Below are 18,250 nucleotides of genomic sequence, written 5' to 3' on the forward strand. Positions count from 1 at the left end.
TTTGATCAATTAGTAATCTTGAAAATCACTTCAAAGGTTGTGCCTTCACCGGGCATAGACACAAACCTTATTTCACCGTCGTGAGCCTCTATGATCTTTTTAGATATAGCCAACCCTAAACCCGTGCCGCTACTCTTAGTACTAAAATTAGGTACAAAAATGGATGATTGATTTTCTTCAGCGATGCCCTCACCTGTATCCGAAATTTGAACAATTACACGGTCACCTGCTTTTAGGCTGTTTATACTCACTTCACCTTTTTTAGGGATAGCCTCAATCGCATTTTTAATCAAATTAATAAACACTCTTCGAAGTTCATCCTTCACTCCTTGGATGAATATTGGTTCGGAATGCAAATCAACATTTAAGTGAATGCGCTCTTCATGGGCATACATTTCTGATACGGCACTTAGCACTTCGTTGATGTCCATTCTTTCTAAAGGCTGCTCAATAGGCTTGGCAAACTTTGAGAAATCAGAAGCGATTTTACTGAGCGATTCAATTTGTTCAATAAGGTTCTGGTTCACTTTAGAAAACTGAGCCTTAATTTTTTCATCAGATATATTCGGGTTATTAATTTGTCGCTCTAAATGCTGAAGGCTGAGCTTCATCGGAGTTAATGGGTTCTTTATCTCATGGGCAACTTGCTGAGCCATCTCCTTCCAAGCTGCTTCACGTTCAACCTCAACTAAGTTTTTTCTTAGATCTTGAAGGCGATAAACCATCACATTAAAGGCATTGGTTAAGGAACCGATTTCATCTTTACTTTTTACTGGAAGAGTGGTTTCAAGGCTACCTTCAGAGATCGTTTTAATCCCTTCATTAAGTTCTTCAAGAGGGGTGGTCATTTGATTTGCTATATAAGCGGCGCCTAAAATGAATACACCAAAAATAATGAAGAACATCCCAACCAAATAGCTGGTAGTTGATAGTAACTGCTCGTTGAATGAAGGCGTTTTCAGGAAGGTTGGGATAGCAGCGATATTAGTAACTTCCCCATTTAAAATAATTGGTTTGAAACCAATCAACAGGTCTTGGTCGCCTAACTTGTAAGATCTAATTTCAACATCACTACCATTATTGATGATTGCGTTAAATACATCCCATGGAACTTGTGATGGGAGTATATGCTGTGAAAATATTTGTGGCGCAGTAGATCCAATTAACTCACTCCCTTTAAAAAGTACCGCATCAGAATTCAATAAGTTGCTGGATAACAATAGCGTTTCAGTAACATCTTCATTGGAACTGTTTTCATAGGTATTAGCCACGCTTACCAACTTGTTATTCAAGTCATCAACTACAATTTCAGCACTTTGTTTGATAATGGTTCCCGATGAAGTAGCAATTAATGCGATTAAACATAGCATCGAAGCGATTACAAATCGATCAATAAGGCGATCTTTAAAGCGTATATTCGACCCAATTATGAGTATATCCTTTTGCCATTGCAGGATTAAGGTGACTAAGAATAGTGTAGCCAGTAAGTAGAAAAAGAAGCGGAGTAACCCAAAAGCATGATTAGCAAAGGTAGTATTGAATGTAGCAACTCGGATTACATTACCATCATCAATTTTCCAGTAATACTCTTTGATGTCTTGCCCACCTAAAGTAGTATTTCTATAGAATACCGAATCTTGTTCTATTTGCTCTAGAATCTCATCGGGTAGTACAGTTAAACTTGGGATTTCAATAGGCAGGCCATTGGTAGCACTTCTTTTTAATTCACCATTTTCATATTCACTGATCAAAAACGAAGAATTTTTTTCCTGTTCTTTTTTGCTAGCCACTACAGCTCGTAACGGTTTGCGGTACTGTGGTTGTTCCTGATACACGGAAGTGATAACCCAAGCAATTTTTCGTTCACTAGTTGGGGATTCAAAAACTGGAACCCAACCTTGACGATAAGTGGTGTAACTTGAAGATGGACGTTCAAGTGGATTCTCACGGATGATAGGTCTCAATCGATCACGACGAATCCTTTCCTGCTCGTAGGGTATCTCCAAGCTGAACATGTCGAAAGTTTTGGTCCAACCAGGTGCATTTAAATTGGTAGTAAATTCAGCTAATGGGTCTCCCTTCGTGTCTATAAGTTGGACGGAAAATGAATATGATTGCCACTCTTGTCTACTTTCAATTAAACTCGTTACCTCATCATTAAATTCAGAGATCAATTGATCACTCTGTTCTTCCAAATCAGTGACTTCTAATGCAGACAACTGTTTTTCCAATCGAATTAATATTTCGATAGTGATGTTTTCAATTTGGCTTTCAGAATTATGAGTAAATGATTTAGCCTGGTTTTCCATTACCGAATTTCGGCGTTCAATCTGCCCATTATAGAAGGGTACATACGAAATCACGGTAGCTACAAAGCAGATGAAAAGAATAAGCCTAAGCTTTGATTTGTACTGTAAGTGAAGGGTGTTTCTCCACGATAAATAGGAAATCGATATAAGAACTATGAAGATGGAAGAAGAGGTGTAAATCAGCCAATCGATATTGTCTTGAAGTCGAGTAAGTCCCACTAAATACATCCCAAGTATAAAACCGAAAATGATAAAAAAGAGGGTGGATAAACCTCGTGTACTTACGGTTTTGAACAAGATGACAATCAGATATACAATACTCCACGAAGCTGAAATCCATAGCATTCCTGAAAATGCATACAGCAGATATACAGAAAAGGAGGGAACTAGATTAAGGTCAGTAATATGAAGATTAGTATCTACGATATAGCCATACAGAGAAACTGAAATAGCGGTTGTAACAGAAGCGATAACCAACCCAAAGAGTGGGGAAATGATCGTGCTAGCTTTAATCCCCACTTTTACTTTAAAGTTTCTATTTGAGTAATAAAACTCAGAAATAAGTACCGCAAAAAGGAAGGCTAGAAATGCATTTAGTCCAAGATGAATGAGCTCTCGAAGTGATGAGTTAATACCAAGAATCAATTCGAGTTTTAAAGTGGGTAGAAGTAACCAAAGCAATGACCATCCAAGAATGAGGGAAATCAGTAGCATTAAAAAAGAACGCCTTGAATCAAATCGATTACTGAGATTGATCATCAACATGCCACCTACACCGAAAAAAACCAACAGCAAAAACATTTTTACTTTGGTATATAGTCGTTCTCTGTTTTGCTCAAAAAACAGTTGATCACTGTGTGAGGCATATACCGTTGTTGCCTCTAAGTTTGCATGAACAGCAACCGTTTTTTTGTAGATGATGTCATCAGGAACGGTAGAGAAGTACTTAAAATGTACAGGATATGGTAAATCGATATCTAAAATCTCAGAAGTCGTTAGTTCCGTATTACTTCCGATATCTAAGGTGTTTCGTTGCTTTAATTTTGTAGTGGTAACGAAACTATATTCGGTAGAATCAGCAGTGGTAAAGGCATTAATACCCTTCAGGTAATTTACATTTCTGTCTCTGAGTACATAAAGGGTAAACTTTTTAGGAACGAAAGGTGGGGGACCGTTAAGCTGTTCGGTATAGCCCGACCATACTATAAGCGAATCGTTCTTAAATAATGAAGCTCCCCAAAAACTTGGCTCATTTGATATAAGCTCATAAATCTCCTCTTCAGAAAGTTCATTATTGATGATTTGTGACTGAATAGCTCCAAAGGCTATGAGGCTTTGTTCTTCAAAGTTTTGCACATAATCTTGGAAAGCGGAAGCGGCTTTTTCGACACTTTCTGTGGCTAGCTTCTTAATTTCGGCTTCGTCAGGTTGTGACTTTAAGTGCCAAATTTCAGCTACTACATAACCCAGTCCTGCTAATATTAATAAAGCAGTATAGAAATAAATTTTATGGAAGTGTTCCCGATTCAATCGCTTAGTTAACTAAGTTTGTGATACTCTTTGGGTCATCACCATTTAGAATTTTGTGAATTGCCTGAACCGCTAACATACCAATGGCATCGCGAGTTTCAAAAGTAGCACTGGCAATATGAGGTAGCATGGTGCAATTGGGCGCAGTAAGTAAATGTGGGTAAACTTTAGGCTCTTCTTCAAATACGTCTAATCCAGCCCCCGCAATGTGTTTGTTGTGAAGAGCATGAGCTAAGGCTTTCTCATCAACAACCGGCCCTCTAGAAATATTGATTAGTAGCGCATGTTCTTGCATAAGCCCTAATCGTCTTTCATTAATCAAATGATGTGTTTCGGGAGTAAGTGGACAATTTACGCTCACAACATCACTTGTTGAAATGAGTTGATCTAGGTCTTTAATATATGACGCTTGTAATGGTTGCTCTTCTTTTTGAGAAAGAGGAGAGCGGTTGTGATAAGCGATGTTCATACCAAATGCTTTGGCACGATGAGCAAATGCTTGGCCAATTCTTCCCATGCCAATAATGCCTAATGTCTTTCCACGAAGCTCCAAACCTAAAAAGCCAAGTGGTTCCCATCCTTTAAAATGGCCTTCTCTTAAGTATTGCTCGGCATCATTGAATTTGCGTGAAACAGCCATGAGTAAGCCCATTGCAAAATCACCACAGGCCTCAGTAAGTACATCAGGAGTATTGGCAACTTTAATTCCAAGCTCGGTCGCGGCTTCAACGTCAATATTGTTATAGCCAACGGCAAAATTGGCCACTACTTTTAAGTTGGTGCCCGCTTGAAGTACATTTTTGGTAATGGGATTGGATAGCATGCATAGTAGAGCATGGTATTCAGGGATGGCTTCAATTAAAGCGTCTTCATTCTGAAAACGTCCTTTCTCACCAATTTCTACTGTGTATCGATCTGAGAGAAACTCAATCGATTTGTCAGGTATAGGCTCAGTTATTAGTACTTTTGGTAAAGATGAGCCCATATAAAACTACTTTGCCTCGTCTTTGATGTGCGTTACTTTAGCGTCGTTCCACATTCTTTCAATACCGTAAAACTCTCGCTTTTCTTGGCTCATTACATGTACTACGATGTTTACAAAATCTAAGATAATCCAGCTTCTTCCTTGAGCGCCTTCTTTTCTCCACGACTTTTCACCAGTTTGCTTGAGTACATCATCTTCAACAGCGTCGGCAAGGGCTTTTACTTGAACATCAGAGTTACCGTGACAAACCACAAAGTATTCAGCCAGTGTTGTGAGCTCAGACACGTCCAGCACCGTAATGTCGTTAGCCTTTTTACTGAGTAATGCTTCTGTAATTACATTTAAAACATCTGCAGGCTTTAAATCCTCTTCAGAATAGGCGTTTGAAAATTGTTGATTTTTAGGTGATTGGATATCAGTCATGGAAAATTATTATGTACTAATTATAGATCATTTGGGTATGATGCTCACTTTATTGAATGCTCTCATTCCCTCTGACCCAAAGGAGAATATACAGTATAGACCCTTATAGGGCGATTATATCAAAAAGTTCTGAAATGTATCGATGATCTTGTTGAACGATATAAAATCGTAATAAGGCGGCTTAATCTCAATGTGATTAAATAAAGCAGTATATCACAATAAAAGAATGGGAAAACGTCAGTTTTCCCATTCCTGCTCTAGGTTATGCGAGTTAGCTCAGGGTGAGCTTACAAGTTGTATAAATAGGTAGTGAGAAACGAAGTAATGAACGTTAGTTCAATCCTTTAACCTGAAATTCAGTTTTAAAAACGTCACTAATTTCTTTGATCTTGTCTTTAGCCATATCCGTAAGTGGGCTTGGTCGCCACTCGCCGGTTTCGGTGTCTTGGTATTGGTTTTCTGCAATTAAAATCACTGAGTAAATACCTGCAGTGACGCGTGGTTTAGCTCGCAGAGTTAATCGGGTATTTGCTTGCTTGATACCAAGTTTGCGTTCGTCTTCTGTAGCAGCTCTTTTCTTCCATCTAGTTTCGTAGAAGATTTCCCCTACATTGGCTTCGTTTCGTAGAATCTGATAGCCAAATCGTGTAAAAATTCGAGGGGTTTCAATATCAATAGTATTCTGTTTTGATACACCTAAGCGAACCTGATAAGTGTTACTGTTCGTGTTGATAGCTTTAGATGACGAACAACTTGCTAATGCTAAACTAAATACGGTAAAAGCTAAAAGTGCGACGCGAGAAAATGATGAATTATTCATAGGTAGTAGATTGAAAATAAAAGTCGCCACCACTATGCTACTATGGTAGTAGTGGCGGCAACTATAAGATTATTACTTATTGAGCGGCACCATCGTTGCCAACTCCACCAAAGGTGTAAATCTCCATTCCTAGAGATTGTAATTCACGCCCAGGAACTGGGAATTGATAGAATGTACCAGTGGTAAGTGTACCTGAACCACGACGATCTAGGTATGCACGAAGAGCATCTGTACCTGCACACTCAAGCATACGCTCGTAGTAAATAGCATCTAGTAACGAACCTTCACTGCCATCCGCGTTTAACGGAATAGAACCTGCAGGTACACCAGCTACGGTAACAGGTGCTAATTCACCATTGTTAACACGAGTGTCGTTAACGTATGGGAGTGCAAGAGCAGGCTCACCATTTTGAACATGAGCTTCCGCACGCATTAGGTCCATTTCTTCTATAGACATGATAGTCATAGTGCCTGTATAGTATGCGCCACTGTAGCGGTACCATTGGTAGTACGACATGTGGTAGCTACCACGATCAGGATTAGGAAGAGCTTCTGAACGGTAACGGAAGTATTTACCACCCGTTTCAGGATCACCAGCATCGGTAACACGACGGTCTGGCGTTTCGATTAGGAAAGGCTGACGATCGTTAGGCTCAGCATTGATCCAAGTTTGGTATGCACCTGAAGTATCGGCAGGGCCAATTAACTTGTAATCAGCATGAGATCTGTATGAACCATTGCTTTGAGCACGGTTTAGATAGTAGCTATAAAGACCAGAGCTACTTAGCGTAACATCAAAGTCCTCAGTGATACCATTGTCTAAGTGAGTAAGCACTTTATCCCAATCTAGAGCTGCACGCTCAGCTGGAGTACGAGCACCATATACCATGATACGAGCGATATAAGAATGAGCAACTTTAGCCATTTCGGTATTCGATAATGGGTTGCCATCAATCCACTCGCTAGGTAGTGTAAAGGTATTGTTTTCCATAAATGTGATTGCTTCTTCTAACTTTGCAATCGCGAAGTCTAATACTTCGTCATATGGGCGGTACTCTAATGCTTGCGCATCTTCAAGATCGGTATTCTCATCAGCAATAGAAGCCTGATCAAATAACATACCTAAGTAACCAAGGCTAACCCCTTGCATGAAACGAGCAAATGCTTCAGCGCGAGCTGTTACATCATCACCGTTCTCATCAGGAATTACTAACCCATTGTTGATAGCTGTAAGCCCTTCGTTTGCACTTGAAAGAGCAGAATACCATGCGTACCACTGATATCTTCCAATTTCGTGTGCTGAAGAAGTAGGGTTGTTTGTGTAAGCAACTCTTGGCTCAGAGCTTAACTCAAGCGAAGCGTTGTTAGCGTAAGTACCCGTAAACTCATCAGCCACAACGGGCATAGAGTTGATAGAGGTACCAGAAGTTTGAGTACGACCCCAAAGATCTTGAAAGGTACTTGAGATAAGTACTTCCACATCACCTGGGTTACTTAATGCTCGCTCGCGATCAGGAGCATTAGTATTTACTACATCAAGGTCTTGACAAGAGATGAATCCGGTAAGAGCTAGTACGGAAAATCCTTTTAGCACTTTAGAACGAATAGATCCCTTCGTTTTGTATTTATTTTTATTAAACATAATTAGGTAATTAAATTCTTTGATTCGATAAGTTTAGAATGCAATTTCAATGCTACCAGTGAATGAACGGGTAACTGGGTATCCAAAGCTGTCGTAACGGCTTAATACAGATCCTACTTCTGGATCGAATCCTGAGTAATTAGAGATGGTGAATAGGTTACGGCCAATCATACCAAATGAGATCGACTCAACACCATTTCCTAACCCTAAATTTGAAAGCTTATCTTTTCCTAAAGTGTACTTTAGGGCCACTTCACGAAGTTTTACGAATGAACCATCTTCAGCAAACTCTTGAGTGATGTTGTTGAAGTTGTACAGTGCGTAGTAGTAATCGAAAGGCTTCTTAGCAGCATCACTTTTTCCACTTTGATCCATATCACCGTGGCGTGAATGCTGGTATAGTCTCTGACGAGTTTGGTTGTATACATTACCGCCAATTTGAGCGTGTAAGTGAGTATGAACAGTGAACCCTTTGTAAAAGAAGTTGTTAAGGAAACCAAGATTTAAATCTGGTAAACTTGATCCAACTTTAACCAACTCAGGAAGACCTTCTTCATCAGTAGCGATAATAGGTGTACCCCATGAGTAATTTTCTCCATCAACTGTTACGTTGGTTCCCCATAGGTTATTAGTAAGACCATCTTTCCAAGAGTTGCCAGCGCCTACAGCCACTACATAGCCATCATCGTTAACCTGGAAGTTATCACGGAATGGTTGAAGACTCTCAGGTAGTTGATCTAAGCTTGTGTAGTGATATTCACCCCACATGTCGCCAAGACTTGCACCTGCTTCAATTAACTGTAATCCATCAAAAAATGAAGGGCGATTCCATTCTTCAATTTGACTGATTGAATGATCGGCAACAATGGTAGCAGACCATCTCATATCACGAGTATTGTAAATTTGAGCTTCAAAGGTAGCTTCTAAAGTTTTACCAGACTGAGAACCGTCATTTACCCACTGACTTGGGTAACCTGTTACCGCACGCTGTGGACGTTGTAATAACTGCTGCTCAGTAAGCTGCTTCACATAAGAAAACTGGAATGAGTACTTGTCTAATAAGATGAAATCAACACCAAACTCTTGCTCGGTCGTAATCTCTGGTTTTAGGTTTTTGTTACCTAAGGTGTTTTTTGAAACACTACCGCTTGATGCACTATAGCTCCAAGTTTCGTAACGGTAGCTGAATCCAGGACGTCCACCAGCTGTACCACGAGAGTAACGTAATTTGAATTCTGTGATGTCATCAAAAGTCCACCAGTCTTCCATAGATAGTCGGTAACTAAGACCAATACGATAGTAGTTGTTCCATCTAGCTTCAGGGCCAAATAATGAACTACCATCACGTCTTAATAATAAATCGGCGATGTATTTGTCGTCATAATCAAGTCCAGCTTGAATGAAGTAACCATTCGAACGGATGTCTTGAGATGAAGATGATGCAAACTGATCACGAGCAAAGCTTAAATCAGGTAGATCTGCTAATCCGAAATCTTCACCTTCAGCTCCAACATAGTTGTAGCTTTCACTTTCAAACATCGCACGAGCAGTAACACGGGTATTTAATTTCCCGAAACGCTTAAGGCCACTTAAACTTACAGAACCATTTAGTGCATCTGTGTAAGAAATTCCACGGCTTAGGTAACCATCAGAACGAGCATCGGAAGTAACCGATACAGGAGTTCCTTTTGGTACATAAGATTGACTCAAAATATCAGAGCGGTCATAACTCATATTCGCTGAAGCATTTAACCAATCAAATGGAGAGAACTTTAAGTCGATACTAGCTAAAGTTCGTGCTCTTTCTGTGAAGTTATCACGAGAAGACTGACGCCAAATTGGGTTTTCAGCATTTACTGATGGATCTGGCTGCATGATGTAATTGCCTTCTTCATCTTTAACGCCTAAATCAACCGTGTTAGGGTACATCAATAAATCCCAAAATGGAGAACCGGATAAGTTGTCTCTCTTAGAACGGTTGTGGTAAGCACTTGCACTAATGTAGAACTTATCACTAATAATATGATCTAAGTTTACACGGAAGTTATTACGCTGGAAACCATCGTTATTTTCTAAAGAACCTTCTTCCTGATAGTTGTTAGCTGATATCATGAAATTGGTTTTATCCAATCTTTGGCTAACACTTACACTATGTGTTTGGAAGCTACCTGGCTTAAAGAAAGTAGCTACGTTGTCGTACAATGGAACACCATAATCATTATCCATAATACGATCATCAGAAATAACACGAGAATTTGGGTCTGTAGTCACATTCCCTGATCCATCAATGAACTCACCTTGAGCGTTAGTCTGATAGTAATGGTGGATTGTAAGTGGAAGGCTCGTAGGAGCAGCAGTTAAACCTAGCTCACCACGATAAGTGATTCTAGTTTCATCAAGCTTTAATCCTTTACCACGTGATGTTGTAATAGAAATTACACCACCCGCAGCACGAGAACCGTATAGTGAAGCTGCAGCGGCACCTTTAATTACCTCAACATTTTCAATGTCTAACGACTCTAAATCAACTGTTGTACCACCAAATGAAGTACCAAGTACAACGCCATCTACTACATACATAGGGCTGTTGCTACTTCCTGAAATTGAGGTAGGAGTTCTTAGAAGAATGTTCACTCCGGTACCTGGCTGACCAGAACCACGAACAATTTGTACACCCGCTACTTTACCCTGAATTGCTCCAAGAGCTGAGTTAGTAGTTGGTACGGCCGCGATATTCTGCTTGCTTACTTTACCTACAGAAAAAGGAACTTTTTTCCCATCAATAGGATCAACCATACCACTAACCACAACCTCATCCATGGTTAAAGCATTTGGGCTCAATTCGAAGTCCATTTTGATCTGCTCGTCAGAGCCAACAGAAATCTCTTTAGTAACTTTTTTGTAACCCATTAAGCTAGCTGTGATCTCGTAATCACCTGGCTGAACATTTGTAAGTGAGTACATCCCATCAGCATTAGTAGGGGCACCTTTTCCAGTACCTTCTAAGAATACGTTTGCACCAGGGATGGTCTCACCCGTTTGAGTATCATAAACAGTACCAGCGATGATACTGTTTAGTACTACTTCATTACTACTCTTGTTTTCCATAATTACCACTTGGCCAGATGGAGATGCCATCACTTTAAGTGGAGTATTTGAAATAGCTGCAGTGATAGCATCTATAATGGAAATGTTTGATCTAGATAGTGTAACTCTCTTTTTAGGAAGAATTGCACGATCGTAAGTCAAACGGATCTTACCTTTTTTCTCGATAGCTTTTAAAGCATCTTCGAGCAATAGGTTTTTAAGATCGATATCAATTTTTTGTTTGAAAGCTGAGGTGCTCTCATTGTGTGCGTACCAATCTAATGGTACAAAGTTAGAATTTTGGTCCTGTCCGATTGCGCTCGGTTGAGCGAAACCAACGAACATTGCCAAAAACAAAGCAAACATTACAGTAGCATGTTTCCTCATAGTTTATCTCCTTCGTGTTGTGTTAACATTAAAGCCTCACCTAAAACTATTTTTGTGTTGGGTAAGGGTGCCTTGTTATCAAGGCGTGTTAAATGCAGCTTAACTTTGGGAAAACACATACGTGCCTTCTACTTTCCCATGTTTGAGGTTTAATGACATCGAAATGGCATCAAGAACCTCACTAAGCCGTTGATTTTCAAAGGTACCGGTGAGCCTTTTTGAGCCAATACTTTCCCCTTTTATCTCGCATTTAATATCGTACCATCGTTCTAGCTTCGTAATTACCGAAGTAAGCGGAGTGTCATTGAATATGAGTTGGCCGTTGATCCAACCTGTATACCATTCAATGTTTTCTATTCTTTGTATACTTATGTTGTCACCGTTAAAAGGTAAAATCCCAAGTGTACCAGCTGTTAAAATGGCCGGGGTGCTATTTCCCTCTATAGCATTAAATGAGACTTTACCTTCTGCCACGGCAACTTCTTGTTGAGTGAGTTCCGGATATGCGTTTACATTAAACTTTGTACCTAGAACTGTTACTAACCCATGATCTGATTCTACTTTGAATGGCTTTGAAGCATTATGTGTAATCTCAAAAAATGCTTCGCCTTCTATAAATACTCTTCGTTCTGTATCATTAAACCCTGACTTCAACACCAATCGGCTATCAGCGGCTAAATGAACTTTACTATTATCTGGGAGCTGTAAGGTTGAACGTTGACCTTTTTTATTAGTAAAGACTTTTTCAGGGGCCAACTCCACTACTTCTAATACAGAGGTGTTTGCAAAGTATTGGTAATAAGCTGTTACCGATGAAGCGACCACAAATAGTATCGCTGCTACTTTAAGGAGAGGTACAAGTCGATTGCGTGTTCTTGCAGACTTGTAACTGTGTAATTTATTCTGAGCTTTGCTTACGGAACGCTCGTCAATTTTTTGTTGAAGGGTATTCCAAGCCGCATCCGTATCCCAAAGTTGACGAGAACTACGGCTTGCTTCCCACGCTTCTTCAGCGCTTCTAAATAATTCTTGATTCTTAGGGCTAGATTGAGCCCATTGCTCAATCTTTTTAGACTCAGTTTCTGAAGTATTACCAGAAAAATACTTCGCTAATAAATCCCAATCTGAATTCCCCGGTTTTGGTCGGTAGCTCATACAAGTAAACTTTTATTTACCTGTAAGACACATTTTTAGTTAGGGTACCCCTACAACAGATTTAATTTTTTATTAACGTAAAGAAAATATTCAGTTCTTTTCGGAGTAGTTTTAAGGCTCTACCCATCTGAGTTTCTACCGTTTTAATTGATATACCCAATACTTTTGCGATCTCTCGGTATGTTAAATTGCTTTCTCTGCTAAGCATAAAAATTCGCCGTCGTTGGTCTGGCATGTTTTCAAATGCACTTTGTATGGCCCTATTTAAATCCTGAGCATAAAGTTCTTCCTCAACATGGGTGTGCGATAATTTGAGCGCGTCACTAGAGGGGTTGTCTAATGATTGATGGTCATTAGTTTTACTTTGAGATCGTAAATAGTTTAACGACCGATTTCGAACAGCTGTGAATAAATAGGATTTAATATTCCCAGTTGGGTTCCATTCTTCGCCTTTTTCATATATATGAAGAAACAACAATTGAACGATATCTTCAGCGCATTGGCGGTTTTTCACATACTGGAAGGCAAACTCACAAAGCTGAGCATAAAAATGCTTGAATAAATTCTCAAACGCACACTTATCCCCAGCACGTACAAGTTGTACACACTGCAAAATCTCCTCGTTTGATGGCTTTGATGAATAAATCATAAGTGAAAGCCAATGATTATTGTAACCCGTTTCCCATAATAAGTGGAGTATTGGCTTAGAAACTCCAAGAATAGATGATCGATAAAAAGATTTGAAAATAAAAACTTAGAGGTAGGTGGGCGTTAAAAATAGAGCACTCTTTAAGAATTATGCCCCAGCAAATTTTATAGATAAAGGCTGTTGTATTAATTACAATCGTTTAGTGAAGCTTGGGGTGTAAAAAAAAGTAACGGCTATTCAGTCTTTAGTTTTTCATAGTCGCTACCCAACACTACCGTTACATCTAAATAGAAATGAGGAGATTCTTCTCTAATGATGTTTTCTTCACTTACACCAAGGGCGAGAGCAACTCTACGTGCATTATCTAAAGATGAGCTTCTGGAAATAACCATGGTTTCCTGAACATCAAATCGTTCGAAGTTTCCTGTTTCAACAACATCAAACCCATTGTCGCGCAATAACCCAGTGAAGTTGTTGGCAATGCCAGGAACGCCGCAGCCATTAAGAACTTCAAGTTGAATGATTCGGCCTATAAGTTCTGTGCTTTGGTCAGCACGTTCATTAAATACTCTTGGATAGATAATACGTGTAGCAAGTGCAATAAGAAGTCCTAATAGTAGAACAGACAGGAAAGCAATTGCGGCATTTAGATAAAGGGGATTCGGTGAAGCCGATGCTCCATCTTTAGTTTCACTCATTCAAGAAGTCCAATCAATACCAGGGATTATACCGGTTATATCTATTATATCTGTTGTACCCATATCCAAACGGTGAGCCTAAATAAGAATTCGGCAGCTGCTGATACTGAAATCGAATCATAGCATTGTCGCTAATTTTATAATTTAACTCAGCATTGCTAATTAAAACTTGAGGCTTGTTTTGCGCTTGCCCATATAAGTTAGTGCCACCAAATGGAGAGTGGAGAAAAGAAACATCAACACGGCCATTCAAACGATCGTTGAATGCAATCTGCATAGTGTTGGTGTATGCATTAAGATTTTGGTAACTGCCACCATAAGAACCAAACGACATCGAATAAGAGTGGCTCATCTTCACGCGACTGAAAAATTTATTCAATCTACTCTGAACGGTAGCGCTAGTCGTATTTATTACCGAGCCTTGATAATCAAAAGGAGTAGACACATCGCCTCTCATTTGAGAGAATGCATCAGTGGTTATAAAAACAAAGACGAGTGTAAATAAGTAGATATATTTTTTCATGATGTATATGATTTGCCCTTCAACGATGAAATGCAGTAATAAGTATAAACAAACAGTCGGTAATAAGAAATAAGAGACTGCTTCTAATCGTGGTTGTTAAAAACTAGCTAAAGGGCTATATTATCCAACTTTTCAAATAAGCAATTTACTAACTCCATTCAATACGAGGAGAGATGAAACTCACCGATTTTAGATACGAACTCGAAGGCCTAAACGTGCCAGACAAACCATTAGAGAAAAGAGACGATGCACGTCTTATGGTTCTTAACAGAGCTGAAGAAACTATTGAACACCGTAAATTCTCCGATATTCACGAGTATTTAAATGAAGGCGATGTTATTGTGTACAATAATACGAAAGTATTTCCAGCTCGCCTGAATGGAAAGAAAGAGAAAACCGAAGCGGATATTGAAGTGTTTTTACTACGTGAGCTTCAACCAGAGAATATGCTTTGGGATGTGTTAGTTGAGCCAGCGCGTAAAATTCGAATTGGTAACAAGCTTTATTTCGGCGAAGAAGACCAAGAGCTCATGGCCGAGGTTGTAGATAATACAACATCACGTGGTCGTACCATTCGTTTCCTCTTTGAAGGAACCAATGATGAGCTGTATGAGCGTTTAGATGCTTTAGGAAAAATGCCATTACCTCCATACATCGAGCGTGAGCCTGTTGATGAAGATAAAGAGCAATACCAAACAATTTATGCTACTGAGCGTGGCGCGGTTGCGGCACCAACAGCAGGTATGCACTTTACTGAAGATTTGATCAAGAAGATTGAAGCTAAAGGCGTTGAGATGTTGCCTATTACCTTACACATCGGTTGGGGAACATTCAGGAATGTAGAAGTAGAGGATTTGACGAAGCACAGAATGGATTCAGAGAACTACTTTATTTCAAAAGACACTTCAGATAAAATTAACGTAGCACTAAAGTCTAAGAAGAAAAAAGTAGTGGCTATTGGTACAAGTGCTGTTCGAGCAATTGAAACAAGTGTGATGGCAAGTGGATTGTCAAAAATGGGTACAGGTTGGACAGACAAGTTTATATACCCACCTTACCAATTCAAGATTACTGAAGGACTAGTAACAAATTTCCATAGACCTGAGTCAACATTGCTCATGCTTGCTGCCGCTTTTGGTGGTTACGACTTCATGATGAAGGCGTACGAAGAAGCGAAGAAAGAAAACTATCGTCTGTTTTCTTTTGGCGATGCAATGCTTGTAATATAATTGAGTATTAAAGCCGCAATAATACCGGCTGCAGGATCCGGAACCCGTTTGGGTTCCGAGATTCCTAAACCTTTTCTTCCACTCGGTGGAGCGCCCATCTTACAGCATACCCTTTCGCAATTCATAAATATACCGGGTATGCACCAAATTATTATCGCAACTTCTGCTCCTTATATGGAGAAGGTGCGTGCGATTTGTGAAAAACTGAATGCTGGGCATATTCAATTCGATGTAATTGAAGGAGGGAGCGAACGGCAGTTTTCTATTCAGAATGCCTTGGAAACACTAGCTGATGAAGTTGAACTTGTTGCTATCCACGATGCAGTACGGCCATTTATTTCAGAGGAAGTTATTGTACAGTGCTTTGATACCGCTGAGAATTATGACGGAGCTATTGTTGCCGTTAGAGCTAAGGACACCTTGAAAAAGGTCAATACTGATTTAACCATACTGGAGACTCCTGATAGATCGGCGATGTGGCAGGCTCAAACGCCTCAGATTTTTCAGAAACATATCATCATTGAAGCAAATCAAAAGGCGATTGATGAAGGTTTTCTAGGTACCGACGATGCTTCATTGGTTGAATATGCTGGTTATGAGGTGAAAGTAGTGGAAGGAGAACGGGATAATTTTAAAATTACCTACCCCATAGATTTAAAAATTGCTGAATTCATTTTAAAGGAAAAACTATGAAGAGTATTCGGATTGGTTATGGTTATGATGTGCACAAATTTGGCCCCAATCGTGATCTTATTATTGGTGGGGTGAAAATCCCGTTTGAATTAGGTTTGGTAGGGCACTCAGATGCGGATGTGCTGCTGCATGCAATAACCGATGCTTTATTCGGCGCGCTCTCACTAGGGGATATTGGTAAGCATTTTCCAGATACAGATCCTAAGTATAAAAATGTAGATAGTAGAATTTTACTTAGAGAGGCTTACGACTTGATAAAGAAGCTCGGGTATGAGCTAGGTAATCTAGACGCTACAGTTGTAGCGGAGAAGCCCAAGCTAGCTCCCTATATCTACGCTATCAGAGAAACAATTGCCCAAGACCTTGCGGTAGACATAGAAGATGTTTCTGTTAAAGCCACCACTTCAGAAAAGCTGGGGTTTACAGGTAGAATGGAAGGCATTTCAGCTTCCGCTAGTTTGTTGCTATTTAAAATTGACCAAAATGGCTGACCAAATTATACACGGCATCATTGATTGGATAAGTGTGATGCCGCCTGTTGGGGTTTATCTGATCTTTTTTGCAATCGCATATCTAGAGAACATTATCCCGCCCGTTCCAGGAGATGTTATTGTCGCTTTCGGTGGATACTTAGCCGCGGAGGGACTCATAGATTTTTCATTAATACTTGCAGATACCGTTTTTGCATCCGTGCTCGGTTTTATGACGATGTATTGGTTGGGGCATAAATGGGGTAGTCAAATTGAAGAGAATAAAGACAGTCATTTCATTCTCAGGTTTTTCGATTACAAGTATTTTAAAAAAGGAAAAAAATGGATGGCAAGATGGGGGCAATGGGTCGTTTTTGGGAACCGATTCTTAGCAGGCACTCGATCTGTGATATCATTGACTACCGGAATGTCGGGATTAAATGTGCCATTAACGGTGATGAATTCATTTTTTAGTTCACTGCTGTGGAACGCGTTATTATTATTTGCGGGGTGGTATGTGCGTGATAATTGGGAAGTAATAGGGGGTTATCTATCCACGTACGGAAAAATAGTATTACTATTTATTGGATTAGTAGTAGGAATTAGATTTATATTCCGCGCTCGAAAAAAAGAAGGTGCAAAAAAAAATTCAAAAGAGTGAAATTTTTGCCCTATCTGATGTTGACTGTAAACTAAACAATCGTTAATTTTCCAGTCTTTCGAAAAAGCCAGTGTAGCTCAGTTGGTAGAGCAACGGTTTTGTAAACCGTCGGTCGTCGGTTCGACTCCGGCCACTGGCTCATTTTTTGAAATAATGGGGAGATACCAAAGCGGCCAACTGGGGCAGACTGTAAATCTGTTGTCGTAAGACTTCGTAGGTTCGAATCCTGCTCTCCCCACGAATAGCGAGCGTAACTCAATTGGTAGAGTGTCAGCCTTCCAAGCTGAATGTTGCCGGTTCGATCCCGGTCGCTCGCTCTCAGAGAAGCCGATATAGCTCAGTGGTAGAGCACTTCCATGGTAAGGAAGGGGTCGTCGGTTCAAGTCCGACTATCGGCTCAGGTCGGTAATCGTTTTTTTAACTTATACAAACAAACAAGATTTAATCATGGCAAAAGAGACCTTTCAACGCACCAAGCCGCATGTTAATGTGGGAACCATTGGACACGTAGATCATGGTAAAACTACCCTTACAGCGGCAATTACAACGGTAATGGCGAAGACTTATGGTGGAACGGCGCAAGCATTCGACCAGATTGACAATGCTCCGGAAGAGCGCGAGCGTGGTATTACCATTGCAACGGCGCACGTAGAGTACGAATCTGAGAATCGTCACTACGCACACGTAGATTGCCCAGGTCACGCCGATTATGTGAAGAACATGGTAACGGGTGCGGCGCAGATGGACGGTGCTATCTTGGTGGTAGCAGCAACAGATGGTCCTATGCCACAAACACGTGAGCACATCCTTCTTGCACGTCAGGTAGGTGTACCTCAGATCGTAGTGTTCATGAACAAAGTTGATTTAGTAGACGATGAAGAACTTCTAGAGCTTGTAGAGCTTGAAGTACGTGAGCTACTAAGCAGCTACGAATTTGATGGCGACGAGATTCCAGTAATTCAAGGTTCTGCTTTAGGCGCGCTTAACGG

The 18,250-nt window shown here is 40.1% G+C and carries 15 protein-coding genes and 4 tRNA genes; 9 read left to right on the forward strand and 10 right to left on the reverse strand.

Annotated features, from left to right (window positions below; all coding sequences use genetic code 11):
- Window positions 1-5 precede the first annotated feature (5 nt).
- From B155_RS0112230 to B155_RS0112285, 10 genes are all read right to left on the reverse strand, one after another.
- On the reverse strand, window positions 6-3,839 hold the full coding sequence (locus tag B155_RS0112230; protein WP_018128554.1) for a sensor histidine kinase: 3,834 nt from the start codon (window positions 3,837-3,839) through the stop codon (window positions 6-8).
- 4 nt (window positions 3,840-3,843) lie between these two features.
- Window positions 3,844-4,824: a 2-hydroxyacid dehydrogenase gene (locus B155_RS0112235; protein WP_018128555.1), complete on the reverse strand. Its 981-nt coding sequence runs from the start codon at window positions 4,822-4,824 to the stop codon at window positions 3,844-3,846.
- 6 nt (window positions 4,825-4,830) lie between these two features.
- A complete protein-coding gene (rsfS, locus tag B155_RS0112240; RefSeq protein WP_018128556.1) occupies window positions 4,831-5,247 on the reverse strand; it encodes a ribosome silencing factor in 417 nt (138 codons plus the stop codon).
- 331 nt (window positions 5,248-5,578) lie between these two features.
- A complete protein-coding gene (locus B155_RS0112250; RefSeq protein WP_018128557.1) occupies window positions 5,579-6,067 on the reverse strand; it encodes a hypothetical protein in 489 nt (162 codons plus the stop codon).
- A 76-nt stretch (window positions 6,068-6,143) separates the two neighbouring features.
- Window positions 6,144-7,709 carry a RagB/SusD family nutrient uptake outer membrane protein gene (locus B155_RS0112255; protein WP_018128558.1) on the reverse strand — a complete coding sequence of 522 codons (1,566 nt, stop codon included), beginning with the start codon at window positions 7,707-7,709 and terminating at the stop codon, window positions 6,144-6,146.
- A 33-nt stretch (window positions 7,710-7,742) separates the two neighbouring features.
- Window positions 7,743-11,183 (reverse strand): SusC/RagA family TonB-linked outer membrane protein, encoded by a 3,441-nt coding sequence (locus tag B155_RS0112260; protein WP_018128559.1) that lies wholly within the window; start codon window positions 11,181-11,183, stop codon window positions 7,743-7,745.
- Between the two features lie 99 nt (window positions 11,184-11,282).
- The gene (locus tag B155_RS0112270) at window positions 11,283-12,338 is read right to left on the reverse strand and encodes a FecR family protein (RefSeq protein WP_018128561.1); all 1,056 of its coding nucleotides are present in this window, start codon (window positions 12,336-12,338) and stop codon (window positions 11,283-11,285) included.
- 61 nt (window positions 12,339-12,399) lie between these two features.
- Window positions 12,400-12,987, reverse strand: a complete 588-nt coding sequence (locus B155_RS0112275; protein WP_018128562.1) for an RNA polymerase sigma-70 factor — start codon at window positions 12,985-12,987, stop codon at window positions 12,400-12,402.
- A gap of 233 nt (window positions 12,988-13,220) precedes the next feature.
- Window positions 13,221-13,685 (reverse strand): LytR C-terminal domain-containing protein, encoded by a 465-nt coding sequence (locus tag B155_RS0112280; RefSeq protein ID WP_018128563.1) that lies wholly within the window; start codon window positions 13,683-13,685, stop codon window positions 13,221-13,223.
- Window positions 13,686-13,698: 13 nt separating this feature from the next.
- Complete coding sequence (locus B155_RS0112285) at window positions 13,699-14,208, reverse strand: hypothetical protein (protein WP_040368578.1); 510 nt, start codon at window positions 14,206-14,208, stop codon at window positions 13,699-13,701.
- Between the two features lie 173 nt (window positions 14,209-14,381).
- Between B155_RS0112285 and queA the strand changes: the two genes are divergently transcribed.
- The 9 genes from queA to B155_RS0112330 all read left to right on the forward strand — a co-directional run.
- Window positions 14,382-15,437 carry a tRNA preQ1(34) S-adenosylmethionine ribosyltransferase-isomerase QueA gene (queA, locus tag B155_RS0112290; protein ID WP_018128565.1) on the forward strand — a complete coding sequence of 352 codons (1,056 nt, stop codon included), beginning with the start codon at window positions 14,382-14,384 and terminating at the stop codon, window positions 15,435-15,437.
- Window positions 15,438-16,130, forward strand: a complete 693-nt coding sequence (gene ispD, locus B155_RS0112295; RefSeq protein WP_018128566.1) for a 2-C-methyl-D-erythritol 4-phosphate cytidylyltransferase — start codon at window positions 15,438-15,440, stop codon at window positions 16,128-16,130.
- Window positions 16,127-16,621 carry a 2-C-methyl-D-erythritol 2,4-cyclodiphosphate synthase gene (ispF, locus tag B155_RS0112300; RefSeq protein ID WP_018128567.1) on the forward strand — a complete coding sequence of 165 codons (495 nt, stop codon included), beginning with the start codon at window positions 16,127-16,129 and terminating at the stop codon, window positions 16,619-16,621. Before ispD ends, ispF begins: the two co-directional genes overlap by 4 nt.
- The gene (locus tag B155_RS0112305) at window positions 16,614-17,261 is read left to right on the forward strand and encodes a DedA family protein (RefSeq protein ID WP_018128568.1); all 648 of its coding nucleotides are present in this window, start codon (window positions 16,614-16,616) and stop codon (window positions 17,259-17,261) included. Before ispF ends, B155_RS0112305 begins: the two co-directional genes overlap by 8 nt.
- 66 nt (window positions 17,262-17,327) lie before the next feature.
- Window positions 17,328-17,400 (forward strand) — tRNA-Thr (locus B155_RS0112310).
- Window positions 17,401-17,416: 16 nt separating this feature from the next.
- Window positions 17,417-17,499 (forward strand) — tRNA-Tyr (locus tag B155_RS0112315).
- 6 nt (window positions 17,500-17,505) lie between these two features.
- Window positions 17,506-17,578: transfer RNA gene (locus B155_RS0112320), tRNA-Gly, on the forward strand.
- A 9-nt stretch (window positions 17,579-17,587) separates the two neighbouring features.
- Window positions 17,588-17,659 (forward strand) — tRNA-Thr (locus B155_RS0112325).
- A 49-nt stretch (window positions 17,660-17,708) separates the two neighbouring features.
- Window positions 17,709-18,250 (forward strand): GTP-binding protein (locus tag B155_RS0112330; RefSeq protein WP_018128181.1); only part of this gene is annotated, 542 nt, incomplete at its 3' end.

It is taken from the genome of Balneola vulgaris DSM 17893 (assembly GCF_000375465.1).
GTDB lineage: Bacteria > Bacteroidota > Rhodothermia > Balneolales > Balneolaceae > Balneola > Balneola vulgaris.